The following is a 20,617-nucleotide window of genomic DNA, read 5'->3' on the forward strand; positions in this document are numbered from 1 at the left end:
CGCACGGATACCACCGTAAGTGAACATCTAAAGGGAAATTTCCCTGATTGAAACCTCAATCAAAATGATGCTTTCATCACCAGCTCGGACAGGTCCTAAAGAATTATGCCGACGCCGAAGGCTTATTATATCGGCAAAATGACAAACTGTTGCGTTTAATTCAGTTTGTTCAAAAAAATATGTTACCAACTCTAGTTGGTTATGGAACGTAAACTGATACACATCAGACAAATCGATCCTTAATGTTGCCTTCAGGCTAAAGCGTTGATGCATTGGAACTGCCGAAAGCACCGATACGATGAGCATTCCGTATCAAACTTCCAATAAAGAAGTCACTTCGCGCCCAATGACAGTGAAAGTCATTAACCAATGCACCGCTCACCCGCCAGTGAAGCAAAAGGGAATTCCGATTTAAAGGTTGAAGCAGTATTGCCTACATCACAGACGAGAATCGAAGCTAAGGCTAAATGTAGCCGGTAACAGATGACTCAGACCACAAGTATTTTGAGATCTGGGAAATGATCCGTCATGTTCGATGTTCGTTCAGAACCTTTAAGTTTGTTAGGTTTGTTTGTGTGAGTCACTATTAGGTGTCACACCCATGAAACGTATGTTGATTAATGCAACTCATGCCGAAGAAGTTCGCGTTGCACTTATCACTGGTAATCGTCTTTACGATTTTGATTTAGAGAATCGTACCCGAGAACAGAAAAAATCCAATATCTATAAAGGCCATGTCACCCGCGTAGAACCTTCATTAGAAGCTGTTTTTGTTGAATACGGCGCAGGTCGTCAAGGCTTCTTGTCTATGCGTGAAATTGCGAATAGCTATTTTCAGGCAGATCCACGTCAAACTTCAAACATTCGTGAACTTATTACTGAAGGCACAGAGCTTTTAGTTCAGGTTGAAAAAGAAGAACGTGGTAATAAAGGTGCAGCCCTTTCTACTTTTATTTCTCTTGCAGGCCGTTATTTGGTTCTTATGCCAAACAACCCGAAAGGTGGTGGTATTAGCCGTCAAATTTCAGGCTCAGTGCGTGAAGAGTTAAAAGAAATCTTGGCATCGTTAAATGTACCTCGTGGTATGAGCGTTATTGTACGTACCGCTGGTATTGGCCGTACTCAAGAAGAATTACAGCTCGATTTACAACACTTGCTTGACCTTTGGGCACAAATTCAAAGTACAGCAAGTTCAGGCCCTTCTCCGATGCTTGTTCATCAGGAAGCTGGCGTTGTAACACGTGCGATTCGTGATTACTTACGTGATGACGTTGCGGAAATCTTAATTGATAGCGAACAAGCTTATAACGAAGCATATAACTTTGTTAAAGCAGTAATGCCACGTCAATTAGACAAATTAAAAACTTATACTTTAAACGAGCCTTTGTTCGCTCATTTCGGTATTGAAAGCCAAATTCAAACTGCTTACGAGCGTGAAGTAAAACTTCCTTCTGGTGGTTCAATCGTGATTGACCAGACTGAAGCTTTAGTTTCAATCGACATTAACTCTGCGAAATCAACTCGCGGACATGACGTTGAAGAAACTGCACTGAACACAAACCTTGAAGCAGCAGAAGAAATTGCTCGTCAACTTCGTCTTCGTGACATTGGCGGTTTAGTTGTAATCGACTTCATCGATATGACTAAAGAACGCAACCAACGTATGGTTGAAGCAAAACTTCGTGAAGCAACCCAAAGCGATCGAGCCCGCATCCAGTTCGGTCAGTTGTCTCGTTTTGGCTTAATGGAAATGAGCCGTCAACGCTTACGTCCATCGCTTGAAGAAGCAACAGGTTATGTATGCCCTCGCTGTCATGGTACAGGCATGGTTCGTGACCTACGTTCGCTTTCTCTTTCAATCATGCGTAAAGTTGAAGAGATTGCACTTCGTGAACGTCATGGTGAAGTTCAGGTTGAAGTTCCAGTTGAAATTGCAGCCTTCTTGCTTAATGAAAAGCGCCATAGTCTGGTGTATTTAGAGCAAACTTCTGGTGTACGCGTAACTGTATTACCGCACCCGCACTTAGAAACTCCACATTACGAAATTGCTTATAACCCAGATGGTTTTGCTCCATCTAGTTATGAACGTACTGAAGCAACTCGTTCGAGTGAGAAAGAGTTAGGTTATGAGTCTTCTGAATGGCATTTAGAAGAAGCAGATCATGGCCATGCTCATGTAACAGCTCCTGCTTCAAAAAATGGTTCTGCTCAGAAAAAGACAAGCCATGCAACTCAACCTGTAGCACAACAGCCTGCAGCTCAAAAAGCAGCAAGTCCTTGTGCATGGTTAGAAAACTTATTTGTTCAAAAACAAGCGCAAACTGTTGATCAATCTCGTTCAGCACAAAATGCAGCTGCTGCGATTGAGCAAATGGTAAATACTGGTGCTGTTAGCCGTGGTCAGTTCGGTCAAGTAGCTGTACCTGCTGTTGCAGAAGTTGCGCCAGTTCAAACAAATAACGCTTATATTTCACAGTCACCTGTGAAACAAGAAGTTCGTGAACATGTTGAAAAAGATGATAAATCTCAACAACAACGCCAGAACAACAAAAAGCGTAAACATAAAGAGCAACGTGAACAACATCATCAAGCTCATGAACAACAACACCAAGTTCATGAAGAAGTGGTTCAATTGTCACGCCAAGAGCAACGTGAGTTAAAGCGTCAGCAAAAACGTCAACAACAGCAAGATCAGCAACATCAAAATAATGATGTACAACAAACTGAAAATGTTGTTCCACGTCGTGATCGCAATAATCAACAACGTCCAAACCGTCCAAATCGCCACCGCGATCCAAGCGTATTAAATGAAAATCAAAATGCGCCGGCACCAGTTGTTGTTGATGAAAAACAAATTAAGGTTGATGTGATTGATGCACCTAAGCATGATGTCATGAACACTGCTTTAATTATCAATGTAGATCAAGGTCAAAGCGAAATTGTTGCGCTTACACCTGAACGTCAAGTTGAACATGTTGAGTCTGCTCCTGCTGAAGTTGCTCCAGAGCCAACACCAGCTCCTGCTGTAGAAGAGAAAGCTGTTGTTGCTGAAGCAAAAAATGAAGCTCAGCCAACTGAACAAGTTGCTCAGCCACAAAACCAACGTGCTAGCAATGACCCTCGTATGCGTCGTCGTCAGCAACGTGAGGTTAAACAAGCTAAAGCTGCTGTGCCATCTATTGCGCCATCGCAAATTCCAACTTTGGCACAGTACACAATTGGTAGCTTAATTCGTCATGTATATGGTGAAGACTGCACCGTATTGATTGAACAATTTGGTTTAGTACCAACGTTTAATCGTGCATTGCAGAAGTTTGCAGAACAGTACGCAAGTACGTTAGTAGTTGAAGTAACTTCTGAAGCAGAAGAGAAAAAACCGGTAACTCGTGATGCAGAACTTCCAAGCCATAAACCAGCTGAAGAAGCAGAACCAGCACCAGTGCTTCCGCTTACTCCATCGCAAGCACCGACCCCACGTGTTGCAAATGACCCACGTGAACGTCGCCGTTTAGCAAAACTTGCTGCGGAACAAGCATTTGAGCAAGTGAAACAACAACACTCTACTCAAGAAGAAGTAGCTGCGCCTGCTCCTGTAGTAGAAGAAACTGTTGTTACTCCTGTTGCTGAAACACAAGCGCCTGTTGAATCAAAGCAACAACCGCTTGAGCTAGATCAGTCAACTGAAGTTGCACAGCCTGAAGCTGCTCCTGTAGAAGAAAAAACTACAGAAACAGTAGCTGAAGCTCCTGTAGCAAAAGAACCTACGCCATCAAAAGCAGCAAGCAAAGCGAAAGCAGCCGTTGAAGAAACAGCAGCTCCAACTGAAGCAACAGCTGATGCTGAGTCAGAAGACGCTAAAGCCGACAAGGACAAACCAAGTCGCCCTCGTCGTCCTCGTGGCCGTCCGCCAAAAAAAGCTAATCCTGTAGCTGAGTAAGCCATTTGCTCAATTGCAGCTAATTTAAACAAACCTAGTCATTTCGATGACTAGGTTTTTTTTGTTATTTTTAACCAATTAGGTTGATTGCACTAGAAGAAAAGTTTTAAAAGCATGGTGAACCATGAAAACTATTGGACTTTTTGCCCACACAACCTTTTTTGGATTGATCGAAAAATAAATAGGATTGATATGAGCCAGACAACACAGACCGATATCATTACGCTTGGTGATGTTGCCACAAGACTTCCTAGCTTCATTCCCAAAGTACCCCATATCCTAAATGGTCTAAAACAGGCTTATTTAAGAACATCACATACTCCAACAGGTTTGGGTATTGCTTTTGAAAAAGCCGTTAAACGAAATCCGAAAGGCACAGCATTATTATTTGAAGATCAAAGTTATTCTTATGAAGCTTTAAATGAATGGGCAAACCAGATTTCCCATTACTACCTTTCCCTCGGAGCGCGTAAAGGGGACGTCATTGCTGTAATGATTGAAAACCGCTCTGAGCTAATCGCAACAATTGTTGGTTTAGCTAAAATTGGGGTGACCATTGCACTTGTGAATACTTCCCAAGTCGGTAAAGTTCTCGCTCATAGCATCAATCTAGTAAAACCAATTGCCGTTATTGCTGGTGAAGAAGTTCGAGCTGCTATTGATGAAATTCGCCAAGACTTAAATGTGCCTAAAGACCGTTTCCATTGGTTCGCAGATCAAGCAACTCGTCAAAACTCAGGTACAGCACCTCAAGGTTATGCGAATCTAGCTGAACAAATTGATCAATTTCCAAAATTTAACCCATCGACTACTCGTTCTGTGACGGGTAATGATGGTCTGTTCTATATCTACACCTCTGGTACAACAGGTTTACCAAAGGCTGTTATTTTCAAACATAGTCGCTGGACATTAGCGTATGGCACTTATGGCCACATCTTAAACTTAGGCCCAGATGACGTTATGTACGTCACCTTACCGCTTTACCATGCAACAGGTGTGGTGGTTTGCTGGTGTGGTGTCATCGCAGGAAGTGCAACACTTGCAATTCGACGTAAATATTCGACCAGCGCATTCTGGAAAGACGTTCAAAAATTTAATGCGTCTGCAATTGGTTATGTTGGCGAACTTTGTCGCTACTTAATGGATGCTCCTGTTACCGAACTAGACCGTAACCATCGTGTCACCAAAATGATCGGTAACGGCATGCGCCCAAATATTTGGGACAAGTTCAAACAACGTTTCGGTGTTAAAGAAGTTCTTGAACTGTATGCATCGAGCGAAGGTAACGTTGGATTTAGCAATATTTTCAACTTTGACAACACAGTTGGCTTCTCTCCTACACCATATGCCATTGTTCAGTTCGATAAAGAGAAAAATGAACCGATACGCGATAAAAATGGCTGGTGTCAAAAAGTAAAAGCAGGTGAAGTAGGTCTATTAATTGGCAAAATTACTAGTCGCTCTCCATTTGACGGTTATACAGACCCTGAAAAGAACAAATCAGTGATTTGGAAAGATGTTTTCAAAAAAGGCGACTCTTATTTCAACACTGGTGATTTAGTTCGTGATATTGGTTTCCGTCATGCTCAATTTGTGGACCGTCTAGGCGACACTTTCCGCTGGAAAGGTGAAAACGTATCGACCACTGAAGTGGAAAACATGGTATGCGAATACGAAAAAATCGCTGAAGCTGTTGTTTATGGTGTAGAAATTCCAAATACCAATGGCCGTGCTGGTATGGCAGCCATCACGCTGGCAGATGGTGAAGAGCTAAATGATGCAGATTTAACCGAAATGGTATCTGTATTTAAGAAGTGTTTACCTGCTTATGCTGTACCAGTGTTTTTACGTGTACAAAAAAAGGTCGAAACAACAGGTACTTTTAAATATCAGAAGAATAAACTGAAAGAAGATGCGTTTAATCCGAGCAAAACTTCTGAACGTTTACTCGCTTTATTGCCTGGTGCAAGCAGTTACTGTGACATCACAACTGAAATTTTTGACAATATTCAGGCATATAAATACCGTTTTTAGTTCATTTTTTAGCTAAACAAGAGGAAATCGTGCTTTTTATAGGCAATCATGCAAATGTTTTTAAATTTCCTCTTGTGTTAGTTGAATAACTTGCTAAAATACGCGACATCAAAACGATACGGGTCGTTAGCTCAGTTGGTAGAGCAGCGGACTTTTAATCCGTTGGTCCCGCGTTCGAGTCGCGGACGACCCACCACTTATCTGTTTTGAACCTATTTGGGTCGTTAGCTCAGTTGGTAGAGCAGCGGACTTTTAATCCGTTGGTCCCGCGTTCGAGTCGCGGACGACCCACCAAATTCTAAAAAGCCTCTCACAATTTGAGAGGCTTTTTTTTATTGTTATCTTATTTTCTTTTTATGACTAAAAGATGACGATGCATTTGCGATTTAAAACCTCTCCCACCCAACTCATAAAGACTTCTAATCGTTTTGGAATATAACTTCGGTTCGGATATAAAATATTAAGTGGAAGTGATGGTGCACTATAAGCACTAAGCACCTCAACCAAGATTCCCTGCTCAATCTTATCTTGAACATCATAGTAAGGAACTTGAATAATTCCCAAACCCGCACAGGCCGCAGCACTATAAGCTTCGGTATTATTTACGCTTAAAGCACTATCCATCATCACGGTTCCCCCCTGATATACAAATTCACCCTGCTTTTCACCTACGGCTCCTGCGTAGTTAATCAGTTTGTGCTGAGATAAATCTTCTAACTGTTTAGGAGTTCCGTACTGTTCTAAATAGCCAGCACTTGCACAGTTCACCATGACCAAATGACCAATAAATTTTGCAATTAAACTGCTGCTATCTAACTCGCCTACCCGAACAACACAGTCAATCCCCTTTTCAATTAAGTCAGTCATATCATCAGAACTATTGAGCTGCAAATGAATATCTGGATAGCGATGATAAAAATCTGACAGCTCAGGAATAATCACTTGATGCACAATCCGACTGGGCATTGAAATTTTTAATGTGCCGCGATAATGCTGTTTTTGCGTCTGGATCAGTTGTTCTAATTGTTCATAATCAAACAACAGGTTTTGGCACTCTGGCAATATTCGCTGTCCATCTTGGGTAAGACTGACTTTACGCGTAGTTCGATGAAATAAACGTACGCCATAATGAGTTTCAAGTTGTTGAATGGCACTGGTTACCGTTGAGCGAGGTAGATCGAGTCGATGTGCCACTTCACTAAAGCTTTGCCGTTTAGCGACTTCTGTAAAAATAAAAAATTGCTGCAACCGATCCATTTTAATTGTTCGTATTTTCTGAATAGTTAAACCAAACTAGCATAATTGATCAAAAATTACCGCCAATCTAGACTAAAAACACATTAAAACAAGTCATCATAGGAATAACCATCATGGCAACTCATACGCTTAAAGATAAAGTTGTACTGATTACTGGCGGTGCAAAAAACTTAGGTGGACTCATTAGCCGTAAATTTGCAGAACAAGGCGCAAAAATCGCAATTCACTACAATAGTTCAGAGACACAAGCGGATGCCGAACAAACACTCGCAGATGTAAAAGCATTCGGTGTAGATGCTGTTTTAATTCAGGCAGACCTAACTCATATCGATAACATCGAAAAACTTTTCGTAGATACCAAACAGCATTTTGGTGGAATTGATATTGCCATTAATACAGTTGGAAAGGTTTTAAAGAAATCATTTTTAGAAACCACCGAACAAGAGTTTGATAGCATGAGCGATATCAACTCAAAAATTGCCTATTTCTTTATTCAATCGGCAGGTCGTCATTTAAATGACGGCGGAAAAATCTGTTCAATCGTGACTTCTCTTCTTGCAGCCTACACGGGTCTCTATTCAACCTACGAAGGTTTAAAAGCACCTGTTGAGCATTACACCCGCGCTGCATCAAAAGAATTTGGAGATCGCCAAATTTCTGTGACTGCGGTTGCACCAGGCCCAATGGACACACCATTCTTTTATGGTCAGGAGTCTGCCGAAGCAGTCGCTTACCATAAATCAGCTTCAGCTTTAGGTGGACTCACCAAAATTGAAGATATTGAACCTCTAGTTCGCTTCTTAGTCACCGACGGCTGGTGGATTACCGGTCAAACCATTTTCGCAAATGGTGGCTACACCACTCGCTAAAATCAAAAAAGCCGCATTTGATAATGCGGCTTTTTCTTTAAGACTATTTGATTATAAAAACTCTTCGAGTACCGAATTTAAGAAAATATGCCCCTGCTCTGTACAAGCCAAACGAGAACTATCCTCTACTAGTAGCTTTCTAGCTCGTAGTGAAGTGAGTACCTCGTTTAAATGATCTAAGCTTAAGCCTGTACGCTGTTCATATAACTCAGCGTTCACACCATCATTTAGACGTAAAGCATTCATCATAAACTCAAAAGGTAACTCTTCTGCCTCAATCTTTTTCATTTGCAAATGTTCGGCTGGAACCTTAGCTAAGTAATCTTTTGGCAAACGTGTCTTTTGGAAACGATACACACCATCTGGCTGTGTTACTTTGCCATGTGCACCCGCACCAATCGCAAGGTAATCACCAAACTCCCAGTAATTTAAATTATGGGCTGAAGCTTGTTCTTTACGCCAAGCTGACACTTCATAGTTTATAAAGCCATTTGCTTTTAAATAAGCCTCGCCCTGCTCTTGAATATCTTCTAACACTTCATCTTGAGGTAAAACAGGCTGAGTTCGGAAAAATACGGTATTTGGCTCAATAGTAAGTTGATACCAACTGATATGTGTCGCACCATGCTCTACAGCGACCTTTAAATCATAAAGCGCTTGTTCTAGCGTTTGCTCAGGTAGGCCATGCATTAAATCGACATTAACTCGCTTAAAGCCTGCTTGTCGTGCCTGCTCAATTGCATCCATAGCATTGTTGGCTGAATGAATACGTCCAAGCTTTTGCAAATGATCAGTATTAAAAGTCTGTACACCAATCGACAAACGGTTAATACCCGCCTCTAAATAGCCTGCAAACGGGTCATGTTCTAGTGTTCCCGGATTGGCCTCTAAGGTAATTTCACAGTCATCTTCAAAGTTAAGCCGTGCCTTAAGCTGTTCAAATAGCCATGCATAACCTTTAGCAGAAATGAGTGAAGGTGTTCCACCACCAATAAATACACTGTGAATTGAACGCCCTTGGGCCATCTCGACTTGAGTTTCAAAGTCGGCCACTAACGCTTTTAAATAGGTTTGCTCGAGTTCTGCCGAAAGCGCACCATCAGGCACGGCATGCGAGTTAAAGTCACAATAGGGACATTTACGCACGCACCAAGGCATGTGGATATATAAAGATAAGGGAACAGAAGCAGGATTTAATGCAGCCAAGGAACAGGGTCCAATTTACACAATATTTCTATTTTAACATGACTGCATCAATGGGCTTATGAAAACATACCTTAATTGCTTTAGACTGTTTTTAAACATACTTAAATATTGATAAAAATGATGAAATTCTCTAGTCAACTTTTCCTGATCTTACCCTTAGCTATGGGAATCGGTGTTGCCATGGCTTTTCAAACCGCAATTAATGCTCAGCTTCGTGAGCAATTACACTCACCTTTGCAAGCGGCATTATTATCATTTTTCATAGGTACTATTGTTTTAGCCATTATGGTGTTCTTCCAAAGCGCCGAGAAACCCACTTTAAGTGAAATATCAAATATTCCATGGCTTCTGTGGACTGGAGGATTCCTTGGGGTTTATGCAATTAGCATGAGCATTTATACTGCACCTAAGCTTGGTTTTTTAACCTTTACAGGTTTAGTCGTTTTTGGGCAATTGGTCATTTCTATGTTGCTGGACCATTTTGGTTGGTTAGGTACCGAAAAGACACCTGTTACATGGCAACGGTTTCTAGGTGGAGTGGTCATCTTTGTTGGTGTATTACTCACCTTGCAGCGCTAGTTTTATTTTTATATTTATAAAGAGTACCTTTTGTGTCGAATGTCACGTCGTTTCGGACTGAATTAAAACAACTCTTCCATTTAATGCTACCTATTTTAATTACGCAGTTTGCTCAAGCAGGGTTCGGATTAATTGACACCATTATGGCAGGGCATTTATCTGCAGCAGACTTAGCTGCTATTGCAGTGGGTGTAGGCTTATGGGTTCCTATTATGCTTCTGTTTAGTGGGATCATGATTGCCACTACGCCATTAGTTGCCGAGGCAAAAGGTGCTAGAAATACAGAACAAATTCCTGTCATTGTTCGTCAGTCATTATGGGTTGCCATTATTTTAGGTGTAATGGCTATGCTCATTTTGCAGCTTATGCCTTTTTTCTTACACGTGTTTGGTGTCCCAGAAAGCTTACGACCTAAAGCAAGCTTATTCTTGCATGCCATTGGGTTAGGTATGCCTGCCGTAACCATGTACGCAGCGCTACGTGGCTATTCAGAGGCTTTAGGTCACCCTCGCCCTGTAACCGCAATTAGCTTATTGGCCTTAGTCGTTTTAATCCCTCTAAACATGATCTTTATGCATGGCTTAGGACCAATACCTGCTTTAGGTAGCGCAGGCTGTGGCTTTGCAACATCCATTTTACAATGGCTTATGCTGATTACTTTAGCAGGCTATATTTATAAAGCTTCAGCTTATCGAAACACGTCTATTTTTAGCAGATTTGATAAAATTAGCCTGACTTGGGTTAAAAGAATTTTACAGCTGGGCTTGCCAATTGGTTTAGCTGTATTTTTTGAAGTGAGTATTTTTAGTACAGGTGCATTGGTTCTTAGTCCACTAGGTGAAGTGTTTATTGCCGCGCATCAAGTGGCAATTTCAGTTACTTCGGTACTGTTTATGATTCCGCTTTCACTTGCGATTGCCTTAACCATTCGCGTGGGAACCTATTATGGTGAAAAGAACTGGGCTTCCATGTATCAAGTGCAAAAGATTGGTTTGAGCACAGCAATACTTTTTGCTCTATTGACCATGTCATTTATTGCTCTAGGCCGTGAACAAATTGTCTCGGTTTATACTCAAGATATAAATGTTGTGCCTGTTGCGATGTATTTACTCTGGTTTGCAATGGGTTATCAGTTAATGGATGCCCTGCAAGTCAGTGCTGCCGGCTGTTTAAGGGGTATGCAAGACACCCAAGCACCGATGTGGATTACCCTAATGGCTTATTGGGTTATTGCTTTCCCTATAGGGCTTTATTTGGCACGTTACACCCATTGGGGCGTAGCAGGCGTATGGTTAGGTTTAATTATTGGCTTAAGCATTGCCTGTATTTTGTTGCTCTCACGGCTCTACCTAAATACAAAGCGCCTAAGTCAAACCTAATAAAAAAGCCGATGAAACATCGGCTTTTTTATTTTATGCAGACTTCGCCCGCGGACTTGCTCCAATTTGCCAGACAAAAGGTAAATCCGTACGGTTTACTTCCCAATCTCCAATCACTTTTTCTTTATAAATAAGCGGATTATGTGAAGATACAGTCCGCGCATTACGCCAGAAACGGTCAAGTTGTTTCGCTTGGCTACTTGCCGATGCCCCTAAGGCATTAAATAACTGACTAGTTAAATCGAGCACTAGGTTGGAAATTACCACCTGTCCTTGTGCCGACTCAAGCTCGGCATCTACATTAAACTGGTGCTCTTTCACTTCAGATTCGGCAAAATGACTTTCATAGGCCTTTTGCAATGCCTCAGCGGTTTTTAAGGTAATTGCTTCACTTGCATACGCTTGAGCGGATGCCTTACCCACCACTTGTAAAACTTGTGGGTCGTGACGAACCAAGTCACCATTACCATGACTGAAAATACGTTTACGTTCACGAATTTCCTGACTAAACGTTTCAACTGCGGCACGCGCAATACCCGTTAACGTTGCAAGGTGTACCACCTGATAAAAAGCGGTTTGATACTTAAAACGTTGGTCAAATGGAATAAGGTGTGAAGCTGGCAAATGAACCTGATGTACTTTTAAAGTACCACTGCCCGTTGTCTTTTGACCAAAGCCATCCCAATCATCAATCACGCTCACACCTGTTTCATGGCGATAAATAGCAGCAATCACATGACGGTCATTCACTTCATCGTAAGCAAATAAATCAATCCAGTCTGCAAAAATACTTCCAGTTGAATAGTACTTTTCACCATTCACCACTAAGTTACCCGAAGCATCTTTAGTGACTCGTGTAACGACATCACCAATCTGTACATTTCCAACTTCTGTCCATGCATTTCCGACTAAGTCACCTTGTACAAAGCGCTGAAACCAGACCTCTTGTGAGTGCTCTTTATGAGCAACCAAACGGTCTTCAACAAATGCAAAATGACCTCGTAAAGCTTGTACAATATTGGAGTCAGCTTCTGCTAATTCTGCTAAAAGCTGGAACAGTTGAGGTAATGAAACCCCATCTCCACCATATTTACGGGGTACTCGTACAGCCCCCAACTTGGCTTCTTTTAACCACTGAATCGGCTCAAAAGGCAAGATTCGCTCTTTTTCCCGTTGAATTGCACCTTGCGCAATTTTTTCAAAAACGGGACGGAATCTGTTTGCAACTTTTTCATAATCCGCGCCTACCGATAGTTCTTCTAATTCAATTTGGGCTGTTGTCATCGTTATTCTCCTAATCTTGTCTTTTCTTCAATTTAACTCCATGCATGACGAGGTGGCTGAACGCCATTGAGGTAGTAGTTACCGACAATGTGATACTTCCAGCGCACAGGGTCATGCAAGGTATGGGTACGGGCATTGCGCCAGTGACGGTCAAGGTTGAGTTCAGATAAAGTAGAACGCGTACCCGATAACTCAAAAAGTTTATTGGCTGCCAAAATAGCAATTTCTGTAGTGAGTACTTTTGCCTCGGCAACCAATAGTGTGGCTTGGTTTACATGTTCTTCGGTCGTGTCAGCAATGGCCTGATCAATTGCATCTCCAGCCAAGTCAAGGACCGCTTCTGCTGCACGTAGTTTGATTTTTAAGTCACCAATATTTGCAATTGTGTAAGGGTCATCACTGGCTTTTTCCAGACCTGAATCAATCCATGCACGGCTGTGATTTTTGACATATTGGATTGTTTCTTCAATTGCTCCACGCGCAATACCTGCATCGACTGCAGCCTGTATAAATTGAGAAATAGCACCTGCTGGTGTTGGGCGCTCAAATGCTTGGTAAATCGGAACTAAATATTCTTCACGTACTGGAACCTGATTCAGCTCTACCGTACCGCTAGCCGTGGTACGTTGTCCAAAACCAGACCAATCATTAATAATATTGACCCCAGATGTTTCACGTGGCACAAGCGCAGCATAAGGTTGCCCCTGTTCATTTACAGCAACAATTGGAATCCAGTGGGCGAGCAAGGCACCCGTTGCAAAGAATTTTTTGCCATTAATTTCATAACCATGTTCGGTCTTTTGAAGTTTAGTCGTGAGGTCCGCGACTGTCTTACTGTGTTTTTCGGAAAATGCATTACCGAAACGAATTCCCCTTAGCACCAAATTAAAGAAGAACTGTTGTTGTTCTGGTTTCGCATCTAGTCTTAAATGTTCAATAAAGGCCAAGTGATTTTGAGGCAACTGAGCAAGAGATGGATCAACACTCGCAATTGTTTTGATCACTTCCGCTAAAGTTCGATACTTGACTTGCGCGCCGCCAAATTGCTTCGGCACAGTAATGGCCCACAGGCCACTTTGTGAGAACTGTTGAATTTCATTTAAGGGTAAACGACGTTCTCTGTCTCGATCAGATGCCTCTTGTGCAAACTCTTGAGCAAGTTGCTTGGCAACCTCAATTGCCTCTTCATCAGAACGAATAATATGCGCATCTTTTGACTGCTCAAACACAGATAAAGGAACCGCTTGAGAGCGCCCATAGGACGAATTTAGACTGGTCATAACTTTTATTGTCTCTATTTCTTATTTAACATGTCATTCACCTTAGCACTAAAAAAACAGCGACTTTATAGATATTAAAGCTTTGTTTATGAAATGAATTTTGAAAAGCTTTTCACATTTTTTACTTTAAAAATAACGTTTTGTTTTTCGAAAATTTTCTTACATGCGCTAAACAATTTCATATAGGCTTTTTAAGTTTTGTCACCTATGATCAAAACTAGACAATATTATGTTGTAGTCAACGAGGTATCGAAGATATGGCAAAGAATGCAAGTTCACCTGGCAAACGATTTATGAAACTTGCAGGAATGACCGCGAGCATTGCAACAAAAACCGTTTCTAACTCGATTCGAAACCTGACTGCGGATGAAGAACAGAAACTGGCTGCAAAAACTAAATTGTTTCAAGATATCGGTCTACAGATTGCAGACACCTTAGGAGAAATGAAAGGTGCTGTCATGAAGGTTGGGCAAATTGCATCGCAATATAAAGATATCTTCCCACCAGAAGTTGCAAAAGCAATATCAAAACTACAACGTCAAGCTCCAGCCATGCCTTTTTCTGCGATTCAGCAACAAGTTGAACGTGAGCTTGGAAAACCACTCAATGCTGCCTTTAAATCTTTTGATGAACAGCCTTTTGCTGCTGCATCAATTGGACAAGTTCACAAAGCAGTTTTGCCAAATGGCCAACAAGTTGTAGTTAAGGTTCAATATCCCGGTGTTGATGAAGCCTGCGAAAGTGACTTAAAACAAGTACGTTTAGCACTACGCTTAATGGGTGTACTTAAAATTGATAAAAAACTGCAAGATCAACTTTTTGCAGAGATTCAAGATAGCCTGTCAGCAGAGCTTAACTATGAAATTGAGGCTCAAAATCTTGAGGTCTTTAAAACTTTTCATAGTAAATTAGACGACAAAATTATTATCCCGACTGTTTATAAAGATTACTCTTCAAGACGTATTTTAACCTTAAGCCTTGAACAAGGTGACAGTATTGAAACTGCTAGTTCTTGGCCTATCGAAATTCGAAACACAATTGGCCGTCGTCTAATCCGCGCTTTGGGTCAAGAAATGTTCTTTTTAAAACGTTTCCACTGTGACCCTCACCCAGGTAATTTTGCCTTCCGCCAAGATGGCAGTGTGATTATTTATGACTATGGCAGTGTTAAAACACTTTCCAATGAAATTGTGTATAGTTTCAAACGACTGGTGAATGCAGCTCGCCATGAAGATATCAACTTAATTGAAACAGAATTACTCGAACTACATTCACTAGCAGAAAAAGGTAAATTCCCGAGTGACCTTTATAAGCTCTGGATTGAAGTGTTATTGCGTCCGCTTACCACAACCTATGATTTTGCAGAGAACTCATCACATCATGATGGCATGCTACTCGTGAAGAAATCTTTAAAATATTGGGATGTCTTTAAGCCTTCACCAGATACATTAATGGTCAATAGAACCATTTCAGGACACTACTGGAACCTCATTCACTTAAAAGTGCATGACAATCTTAACGATCTATTTGAAGAGCTTGTACCACTTTCTAACTAACTTAATTTACTTATCAATGTAGCCTTTTTAGGGTTACATTGACTTATTGAGTGTTATGTTATAACATTTCTTTAATCAAAAATAATTTAGGACAATCTCTCATGCGTAAAGATATTCATCCTGCTTACCAACAAGTGTTATTTCATGACACCAATGCAGACGTATACTTCTTAATTGGTAGTACTATTCAGACGAAACAAACCAAAGAATATCAAGGACAAGTCTATCCTTATGTGACTCTTGATATTTCAAGTGCTTCACATCCTTTCTATACAGGTGAAGTACGTCAAGCAAGTAATGAAGGGCGTGTTGCAAGCTTTAACAAACGCTTCGCTCGCTTTAATCGTAAGAGTTAATCTTACGTTAAGTTTTAACCAATACACTTAAACCATTGGAAGCCTAAGACTCATCTCCTCCACTTAGGCTTCTTTTTTTATGTGCATTTTTCAATGATTTTCTAAGGTGTGTATAAAGTTAAACTTATCCACAATTTTCACAAGAACGCTTCTGATTTTTCTCAACAACTCATCATTTTTTATAGCTCTCAAGCTTTCAAAACATGTATTCAATGCTATGCTTAAGCCCCATTTGATAGGAAGTTTAAGATTATGGCACAAGAGTTACTTGCCCAATTACAAGCAGGCACAGCAAAATTTTCAGATGTTTTAGCTTATATTGAAGCACGCTACCAACATACTCCAACAGCTTTTCAAAATGGCGCACAGCATAACGCTGCAACTGAAAATCAAGGCAGTGCGAAAGTTTTCTCTTTTGCCAAGTTACAAGGTTTAGACCAAGCACAAACTTTAAGTTTATTTGCAGAGCACTACGCATCTGTATTAGCTACCCCAGAGGGAACTGACCACCAAAATATACGTCAGTTTATGCAAAATGGTTGGGATGGTGTGAAGTTTGAAGGTCAGGCTTTAACTGAAAAGTAATTAAGAATTTGTGAATACACGAGGGAGTCTTACCGTTTATTCTCAAATGAAAGTAGCTAATTCTGTTACTTTGGTTTTGCCCAAAGTAACCAAAGGCATTTGTCATCAACAGAACCTGTTCCCTGTTTACACTTATCAACTATCTTGCAAAAACAAGATATAGCTGATTTCAGTCAGGCTGTTGATGACTTTAACGCGTATCAAATCCCAAAAATAAATCAGAAGTTTTTAATTCGTCATTTACTATCGTGACAAGCGGCATGGATACCGCTGTTTTGCTGTGCTACATGGATGTAGCATCAGCGAAACAGAAGATTTTTGCTTACTTTTGATCTTTCAAAAGTAAGGTATGCCTATACAAATGCTCTTTGAGAATATCGTAAAACGGAGGCCGTGCCGTATATCTCTCTCCTTAAACATCCCAATAATCAGTTGCCCGCTACCCAATAATAAGTCGCCAACCCCAAACACGTAAAAATTAAAGACCCAATTAAATGAATAGAAATGGCCAACATCGCCATTCCCCACTTACCACTTTGCAATAAGGTGACGATCTCAATTGAGAAAGTTGAGAATGTAGTTAAAGCACCACAAAAACCGGTAATCACAAAAAGCTTATAGTTCGGACTCAAATCACTATGAGCAAAATAAGCCATCGCAAAACCAATAATAAAGCCACCGACCAAATTAACAGTAACCGTACCCAACGGAATTTGCGGATAAATCGGGTTCAGTTTTAAACCTAAAAACCAACGCAACCACGCCCCAAGAACTGAACCTAAGGCAATTGAAAGTAAAGGATAATACATAGAACCACCCCTTTAGTGAGATGCTAAAAGAGCAAACAAAAATGATGGGAAACGTGACATGGCGCACTCCAAAAATAAGCAGAGTACGTAATAACCTACGTACCCAGCGTTATAAATACATGAGGGTAACGTAGGCATCATTAGCCAATACGGCGGTTTTTCAAGGGAGGAATGCCATCTCCCTGTTTTAGGTATATTAAATCATCTAAAATTTGATTAAAACATACTTTTTAAATCATGGACGTTCATCGTATTGCGGTAAATCGTCATGAATGCATTCCCACTCTGCCTTTGAAGCAGCAAAAATATGCATAGTCGGTTTTTGGTCTAATGGTGTATCTAGTGTCCCAATTCTTAAACGATACAGTTCAGGCTGAGCATCACGCGAGCTAATAAGCGGTGAACCACATTCGCTACAAAACCAACGGTACACACCATTCACAGCAAATTTTTTGATAAGGTCTTCGCCTTGCGTAATTTTAAAATCTGCACTATTGATAGGAGCATTCGTTGCAAATGCTGTTCCATTGGATTTTCGGCAGCGTTGACAATGGCATTGGATAATATCTCCGATATCGCCTTTAATTTCATAGCGAATACCCTGACATAAACAACTTCCCTGATAGACTGGCGATGCTTGAGACATACGATTCCGGCTCCTATTATTATTGATCGCTCAAAAATAACACTTTTCACATATCAAACATAGCACCGAATTCGTTGTTATTTCTCTAAGAATGAATGCACACCTTCACCAGCTGCTCGTCCCGTAGCAAAGCATGCTGTCAGCAAATATCCCCCTGTAGGAGCATCCCAATCCAGCATTTCGCCACAGCAAAAAACACCTGAAGTTTGTCTCAGCTCTAAACGTTCTGTTAATGCATCTTGCTTAACACCACCAGCACAGCTAATCGCTTCTTCAATAGGCCTAAAGCCATCTAACTTAATTTGAAGTGCTTTCATTTTTTGCGCCATCGTCTCTGGTTGACTCCATAGTGCTTTATCAACCACTTCTCTAATTAAGTTAATTTTAGCTGTGTCTAAGCCTGCTTTACGCCAGATATTGGTGAGCGATTGCTTTTTGCTAGCCTGTAACTTTTTAACTAACTGTGTAAGCTCTACATCAGGCAATAAATCTAAAAATAGATTTAAGCTTTTTCCTTGTTTTTGTTGTTCTCTTAAAGCTCGTCCAAGTTTATAAATGACACCACTTTCTAAACCATAGTGAGTAATCACAATATCGCCATGAGTAACTTGGCTAGGCTCAACCCACGCATTGATACGCTTTAAAGGTTCACCAAAACAGCTTTCCATAAAAGCTGACCAAGTGTGCAATACCCCTGCATTACTCGCTTGAAAAGGTTCAATACTGGATTGATCCATCCATTGCTGCCATGCACCATCACTACCCAATTGAGACCAAGATACAGCCCCACAAGCCAATACGACTGCATCGTATTGTTGGGTAAAAGTCTTGCTGCTTTGATTATTTTGGTTTTCTAAAGTCACTGTTGTACCTTGCAAATTAATACAACGATGTCGATAAAAGAATTTAACTTGTTGCTCTGCCAAGCGTTTTAGCCAAGCACGCAATAAAGGCGCAGCTTTCATTTCAACAGGAAAAATGCGACCAGAACTACCCACATACGACTCTATTCCTAGACTTTTCATCCAGTTCTGAATCCAGACTGCATCCCATTTTTTAACCCATGGTTTGAGCCATTCTACATGGTCATAGCGCTCAATAAACTGCGCTAAAGGTTCAGCATGCGAGATATTCAAACCTGTTTTACCAGCCATCAAAAACTTACGCGCAGCCGAAGGTTTTTGCTCAAACACATCAATTTCATAATCATACTGGCTCAGTACCTCAGCTGCCATTAAACCAGCCGGACCAGCACCGATAATGGCAACCCGCTTACTCGCCATGTATTTGCCCTTGCAGTGGCGTAAACTCATCAAATCGAGTTTGATAACCTTCAGGCTTGCTGATTATGAGCTGTTGGCAAAGCTCACCACGCTCTAAATATTTAATTTCAAAATGAGTACGTGCAGAAGTTTGTGCAATTTTTTCTTTTTGGTAAGGCAGCTTCCACACATTTAATAACTGTTGTTCAGCTTCTTCAATATATTCAGGAATATTACTTGCCAAAGTAATGGTTCCGCCTGTTTTCAGACGTGATAACAAAAACTCAAAAAATGGCATGTTCAACCAGCGTTGTGCCGGATTATGCGGTTCTGGGTTCGGATAGAGAATAAAAAAATGTTCAACTTGTGCAAGGTGTAAAGCATGTACCACCCACGGCAAAGCATCCGCATGTACAGGTACCAGATTTTCTCGTGGTTCTAAACCATGCTGCTTTTGCATTGCCAAGAATTTTTCTCGGGTTCGTTCAATCGCATATAACGTGTGCTGTGGATTTTGCCCACTAAATAGCAAAGCATGTTTACCTTTGCCCGCACCAATTTCTACACAAATTGGAGTATTTTCAATTGGGGTAAAATCACGAGGCGCTTGCATACGTTGTGCTTGAAATTGACGAATCTGCATAATCACATCAAACTAAATAAAAATCGGCACAAGTCTAACAAGTCACCTGACTTTTGCCTAATCTATTTCTCTTCACTTTGAGGATATCGCTTTATGCCACGTACATTCTCCTGCCCACGTTGTGGTGAACCAAGTGTTTGGGAAGGCAATGAATTTCGTCCATTTTGTTCTGAACGTTGTAAACTCATTGATTTAGGCGCTTGGGCAAACGATGAATATAGACTGCCTACCCAAGATGCTCCTCAGCAAAACAAGGGTAGTCAGCATGAAGATGATTATGAGGATTAACCCGCTTTACCTGCGACAAACGGGTTAAATTTTTTTTCATAGCCAATGGTACTCATTGGACCATGACCTGAAATAAATTGAGTTTGATCTGGCAAGCTAAAGCATTCACGTTGAATCGATTCAATGAGTTGCTCATGGTTACCACGCGGAAAGTCTGTTCTTCCTATTGAGCCTTTAAACAGGACATCTCCAGTCCAAAGTAAGCCATGATTCTTGTTATAGAACATGACATGCCCTGGTGTATGTCCTGGTGCAAAACGCACCTCAAACTCATCTTCACCTAGTTTGAGCACTTCGCCGCCTTCAAGCCATTGATCAACTTTTACTGGCTGTGGAATTGGAAAGCCATAACGTGCTGAAACTTCCTGAATCATATCTAGCCAGAACTGGTCTTCTTTATGTGGGCCAACAACAGGAACACTCCATTCTTGTGCGAGTTCACCCACTGCCCCTGCGTGATCTAAATGCCCATGAGTGAGCCATAGTGCCTTTACTTTTAAACCTAAGGCTTCTACTTCTTTCTTCAAAACAGCAGCGTCACCACCTGCATCAATCAAAACAGCTTCTTTTGTTTCACTGTCCCAAACTAAAGAACAATTTTGAGCAAAAGCAGTAACTGGAACAATTTTGACTTGCAGCATAAGAAC

The 20,617-nt window shown here is 41.0% G+C and carries 18 protein-coding genes, 2 tRNA genes, 1 pseudogene and 1 riboswitch; of the genes and pseudogenes, 11 read left to right on the forward strand and 10 right to left on the reverse strand.

From position 1 onward, the window contains the following. Window positions 1-601: 601 nt before the first annotated feature. From ACG59Z_RS05270 to ACG59Z_RS05285, 4 genes are all read left to right on the forward strand, one after another. Window positions 602-3,937 (forward strand): Rne/Rng family ribonuclease, encoded by a 3,336-nt coding sequence (locus ACG59Z_RS05270; RefSeq protein WP_400198214.1) that lies wholly within the window; start codon window positions 602-604, stop codon window positions 3,935-3,937. Between the two features lie 192 nt (window positions 3,938-4,129). After that, entirely contained in the window at window positions 4,130-5,971 is a 1,842-nt protein-coding gene (locus ACG59Z_RS05275; protein ID WP_263612841.1) for a long-chain-acyl-CoA synthetase, read from the forward strand. A 120-nt stretch (window positions 5,972-6,091) separates the two neighbouring features. Further along, window positions 6,092-6,167, forward strand: a tRNA-Lys gene (locus ACG59Z_RS05280). Window positions 6,168-6,189: 22 nt separating this feature from the next. Further along, window positions 6,190-6,265: transfer RNA gene (locus ACG59Z_RS05285), tRNA-Lys, on the forward strand. Window positions 6,266-6,331: 66 nt separating this feature from the next. Here ACG59Z_RS05285 and ACG59Z_RS05290 read toward each other — a convergent pair. Beyond that, window positions 6,332-7,228 (reverse strand): LysR family transcriptional regulator, encoded by an 897-nt coding sequence (locus ACG59Z_RS05290; RefSeq protein WP_400198216.1) that lies wholly within the window; start codon window positions 7,226-7,228, stop codon window positions 6,332-6,334. 113 nt (window positions 7,229-7,341) lie between these two features. Here ACG59Z_RS05290 and ACG59Z_RS05295 point away from each other — a divergent pair, with 113 nt between their 5' ends. Beyond that, window positions 7,342-8,097 carry an SDR family oxidoreductase gene (locus ACG59Z_RS05295; protein WP_004698949.1) on the forward strand — a complete coding sequence of 252 codons (756 nt, stop codon included), beginning with the start codon at window positions 7,342-7,344 and terminating at the stop codon, window positions 8,095-8,097. Window positions 8,098-8,148: 51 nt separating this feature from the next. On the opposite strand, the gene hemW is transcribed toward ACG59Z_RS05295, so the two are convergent. Continuing rightward, window positions 8,149-9,303: a radical SAM family heme chaperone HemW gene (gene hemW, locus ACG59Z_RS05300; RefSeq protein ID WP_400198218.1), complete on the reverse strand. Its 1,155-nt coding sequence runs from the start codon at window positions 9,301-9,303 to the stop codon at window positions 8,149-8,151. Between the two features lie 117 nt (window positions 9,304-9,420). Between hemW and ACG59Z_RS05305 the strand changes: the two genes are divergently transcribed. Both ACG59Z_RS05305 and abeM read left to right on the forward strand, forming a co-directional pair. Further along, complete coding sequence (locus ACG59Z_RS05305; RefSeq protein ID WP_064479811.1) at window positions 9,421-9,882, forward strand: DMT family transporter; 462 nt, start codon at window positions 9,421-9,423, stop codon at window positions 9,880-9,882. 32 nt (window positions 9,883-9,914) lie between these two features. Beyond that, a complete protein-coding gene (gene abeM, locus ACG59Z_RS05310) occupies window positions 9,915-11,261 on the forward strand; it encodes a multidrug efflux MATE transporter AbeM (RefSeq protein WP_400198221.1) in 1,347 nt (448 codons plus the stop codon). 33 nt (window positions 11,262-11,294) lie between these two features. On the opposite strand, the gene ACG59Z_RS05315 is transcribed toward abeM, so the two are convergent. Beyond that, window positions 11,295-12,545 (reverse strand): acyl-CoA dehydrogenase family protein, encoded by a 1,251-nt coding sequence (locus tag ACG59Z_RS05315; RefSeq protein WP_400198223.1) that lies wholly within the window; start codon window positions 12,543-12,545, stop codon window positions 11,295-11,297. A 32-nt stretch (window positions 12,546-12,577) separates the two neighbouring features. Next, on the reverse strand, window positions 12,578-13,825 hold the full coding sequence (locus ACG59Z_RS05320) for an SfnB family sulfur acquisition oxidoreductase (RefSeq protein WP_400198225.1): 1,248 nt from the start codon (window positions 13,823-13,825) through the stop codon (window positions 12,578-12,580). A gap of 257 nt (window positions 13,826-14,082) precedes the next feature. Between ACG59Z_RS05320 and ACG59Z_RS05325 the strand changes: the two genes are divergently transcribed. The 3 genes from ACG59Z_RS05325 to ACG59Z_RS05335 all read left to right on the forward strand — a co-directional run bounded on the left by ACG59Z_RS05325 (window position 14,083) and on the right by ACG59Z_RS05335 (window position 16,322). Further along, a complete protein-coding gene (locus tag ACG59Z_RS05325) occupies window positions 14,083-15,381 on the forward strand; it encodes an ABC1 kinase family protein (RefSeq protein ID WP_400198227.1) in 1,299 nt (432 codons plus the stop codon). A gap of 101 nt (window positions 15,382-15,482) precedes the next feature. Beyond that, window positions 15,483-15,737 (forward strand): type B 50S ribosomal protein L31, encoded by a 255-nt coding sequence (locus ACG59Z_RS05330; protein WP_001224256.1) that lies wholly within the window; start codon window positions 15,483-15,485, stop codon window positions 15,735-15,737. Between the two features lie 252 nt (window positions 15,738-15,989). After that, complete coding sequence (locus ACG59Z_RS05335) at window positions 15,990-16,322, forward strand: HopJ type III effector protein (protein ID WP_000046495.1); 333 nt, start codon at window positions 15,990-15,992, stop codon at window positions 16,320-16,322. Window positions 16,323-16,457: 135 nt separating this feature from the next. Here the strand turns inward: ACG59Z_RS05335 and ACG59Z_RS05340 are convergent. From ACG59Z_RS05340 to ACG59Z_RS05360, 5 genes and pseudogenes are all read right to left on the reverse strand, one after another. Continuing rightward, window positions 16,458-16,584: pseudogene (locus tag ACG59Z_RS05340) on the reverse strand (hypothetical protein). Window positions 16,585-16,750: 166 nt separating this feature from the next. Next, window positions 16,751-17,131 carry a fluoride efflux transporter CrcB gene (gene crcB / locus ACG59Z_RS05345; protein ID WP_000291735.1) on the reverse strand — a complete coding sequence of 127 codons (381 nt, stop codon included), beginning with the start codon at window positions 17,129-17,131 and terminating at the stop codon, window positions 16,751-16,753. A gap of 124 nt (window positions 17,132-17,255) precedes the next feature. Continuing rightward, window positions 17,256-17,322, reverse strand: a riboswitch (Fluoride riboswitch). Between the two features lie 44 nt (window positions 17,323-17,366). Then, entirely contained in the window at window positions 17,367-17,777 is a 411-nt protein-coding gene (locus tag ACG59Z_RS05350; RefSeq protein ID WP_000075982.1) for a GFA family protein, read from the reverse strand. A gap of 77 nt (window positions 17,778-17,854) precedes the next feature. Further along, window positions 17,855-19,060, reverse strand: coding sequence for a TIGR03862 family flavoprotein (locus ACG59Z_RS05355; protein WP_400198230.1), 1,206 nt, complete (start codon window positions 19,058-19,060; stop codon window positions 17,855-17,857). Beyond that, complete coding sequence (locus ACG59Z_RS05360) at window positions 19,050-19,688, reverse strand: SAM-dependent methyltransferase (protein WP_400198231.1); 639 nt, start codon at window positions 19,686-19,688, stop codon at window positions 19,050-19,052. Before ACG59Z_RS05360 ends, ACG59Z_RS05355 begins: the two co-directional genes overlap by 11 nt. 87 nt (window positions 19,689-19,775) lie before the next feature. Here ACG59Z_RS05360 and ACG59Z_RS05365 point away from each other — a divergent pair, with 87 nt between their 5' ends. Next, window positions 19,776-19,970, forward strand: a complete 195-nt coding sequence (locus ACG59Z_RS05365) for a DNA gyrase inhibitor YacG (protein ID WP_400198233.1) — start codon at window positions 19,776-19,778, stop codon at window positions 19,968-19,970. Here the strand turns inward: ACG59Z_RS05365 and ACG59Z_RS05370 are convergent. Then, window positions 19,967-20,611, reverse strand: a complete 645-nt coding sequence (locus ACG59Z_RS05370) for an MBL fold metallo-hydrolase (protein ID WP_019456911.1) — start codon at window positions 20,609-20,611, stop codon at window positions 19,967-19,969. The two genes, ACG59Z_RS05365 and ACG59Z_RS05370, sit on opposite strands and share 4 nt — an antisense overlap. Between the last annotated feature and the right edge of the window lie 6 nt (window positions 20,612-20,617).

The sequence above is a fragment of the Acinetobacter sp. ABJ_C1_1 genome (genome assembly GCF_044684115.1).
Classification (GTDB): Bacteria; Pseudomonadota; Gammaproteobacteria; order Pseudomonadales; family Moraxellaceae; genus Acinetobacter; species Acinetobacter nosocomialis_A.

Excerpts from the sequence above, each read along its gene's own strand:
- ACG59Z_RS05270 (WP_400198214.1), top strand. The coding sequence starts at position 602 with ATGAAACGTATGTTGATTAATGCAACTCATGCCGAAGAAGTTCGCGTT.
- ACG59Z_RS05275 (WP_263612841.1), top strand. The coding sequence starts at position 4,130 with ATGAGCCAGACAACACAGACCGATATCATTACGCTTGGTGATGTTGCC.
- ACG59Z_RS05290 (WP_400198216.1), bottom strand. The coding sequence starts at position 7,228 with ATGGATCGGTTGCAGCAATTTTTTATTTTTACAGAAGTCGCTAAACGG.
- ACG59Z_RS05295 (WP_004698949.1), top strand. The coding sequence starts at position 7,342 with ATGGCAACTCATACGCTTAAAGATAAAGTTGTACTGATTACTGGCGGT.
- ACG59Z_RS05305 (WP_064479811.1), top strand. The coding sequence starts at position 9,421 with ATGATGAAATTCTCTAGTCAACTTTTCCTGATCTTACCCTTAGCTATG.
- ACG59Z_RS05315 (WP_400198223.1), bottom strand. The coding sequence starts at position 12,545 with ATGACAACAGCCCAAATTGAATTAGAAGAACTATCGGTAGGCGCGGAT.
- ACG59Z_RS05320 (WP_400198225.1), bottom strand. The coding sequence starts at position 13,825 with ATGACCAGTCTAAATTCGTCCTATGGGCGCTCTCAAGCGGTTCCTTTA.
- ACG59Z_RS05325 (WP_400198227.1), top strand. The coding sequence starts at position 14,083 with ATGGCAAAGAATGCAAGTTCACCTGGCAAACGATTTATGAAACTTGCA.
- ACG59Z_RS05330 (WP_001224256.1), top strand. The coding sequence starts at position 15,483 with ATGCGTAAAGATATTCATCCTGCTTACCAACAAGTGTTATTTCATGAC.
- ACG59Z_RS05335 (WP_000046495.1), top strand. The coding sequence starts at position 15,990 with ATGGCACAAGAGTTACTTGCCCAATTACAAGCAGGCACAGCAAAATTT.
- crcB (WP_000291735.1), bottom strand. The coding sequence starts at position 17,131 with ATGTATTATCCTTTACTTTCAATTGCCTTAGGTTCAGTTCTTGGGGCG.
- ACG59Z_RS05350 (WP_000075982.1), bottom strand. The coding sequence starts at position 17,777 with ATGTCTCAAGCATCGCCAGTCTATCAGGGAAGTTGTTTATGTCAGGGT.
- ACG59Z_RS05355 (WP_400198230.1), bottom strand. The coding sequence starts at position 19,060 with ATGGCGAGTAAGCGGGTTGCCATTATCGGTGCTGGTCCGGCTGGTTTA.
- ACG59Z_RS05365 (WP_400198233.1), top strand. The coding sequence starts at position 19,776 with ATGCCACGTACATTCTCCTGCCCACGTTGTGGTGAACCAAGTGTTTGG.
- ACG59Z_RS05370 (WP_019456911.1), bottom strand. The coding sequence starts at position 20,611 with ATGCTGCAAGTCAAAATTGTTCCAGTTACTGCTTTTGCTCAAAATTGT.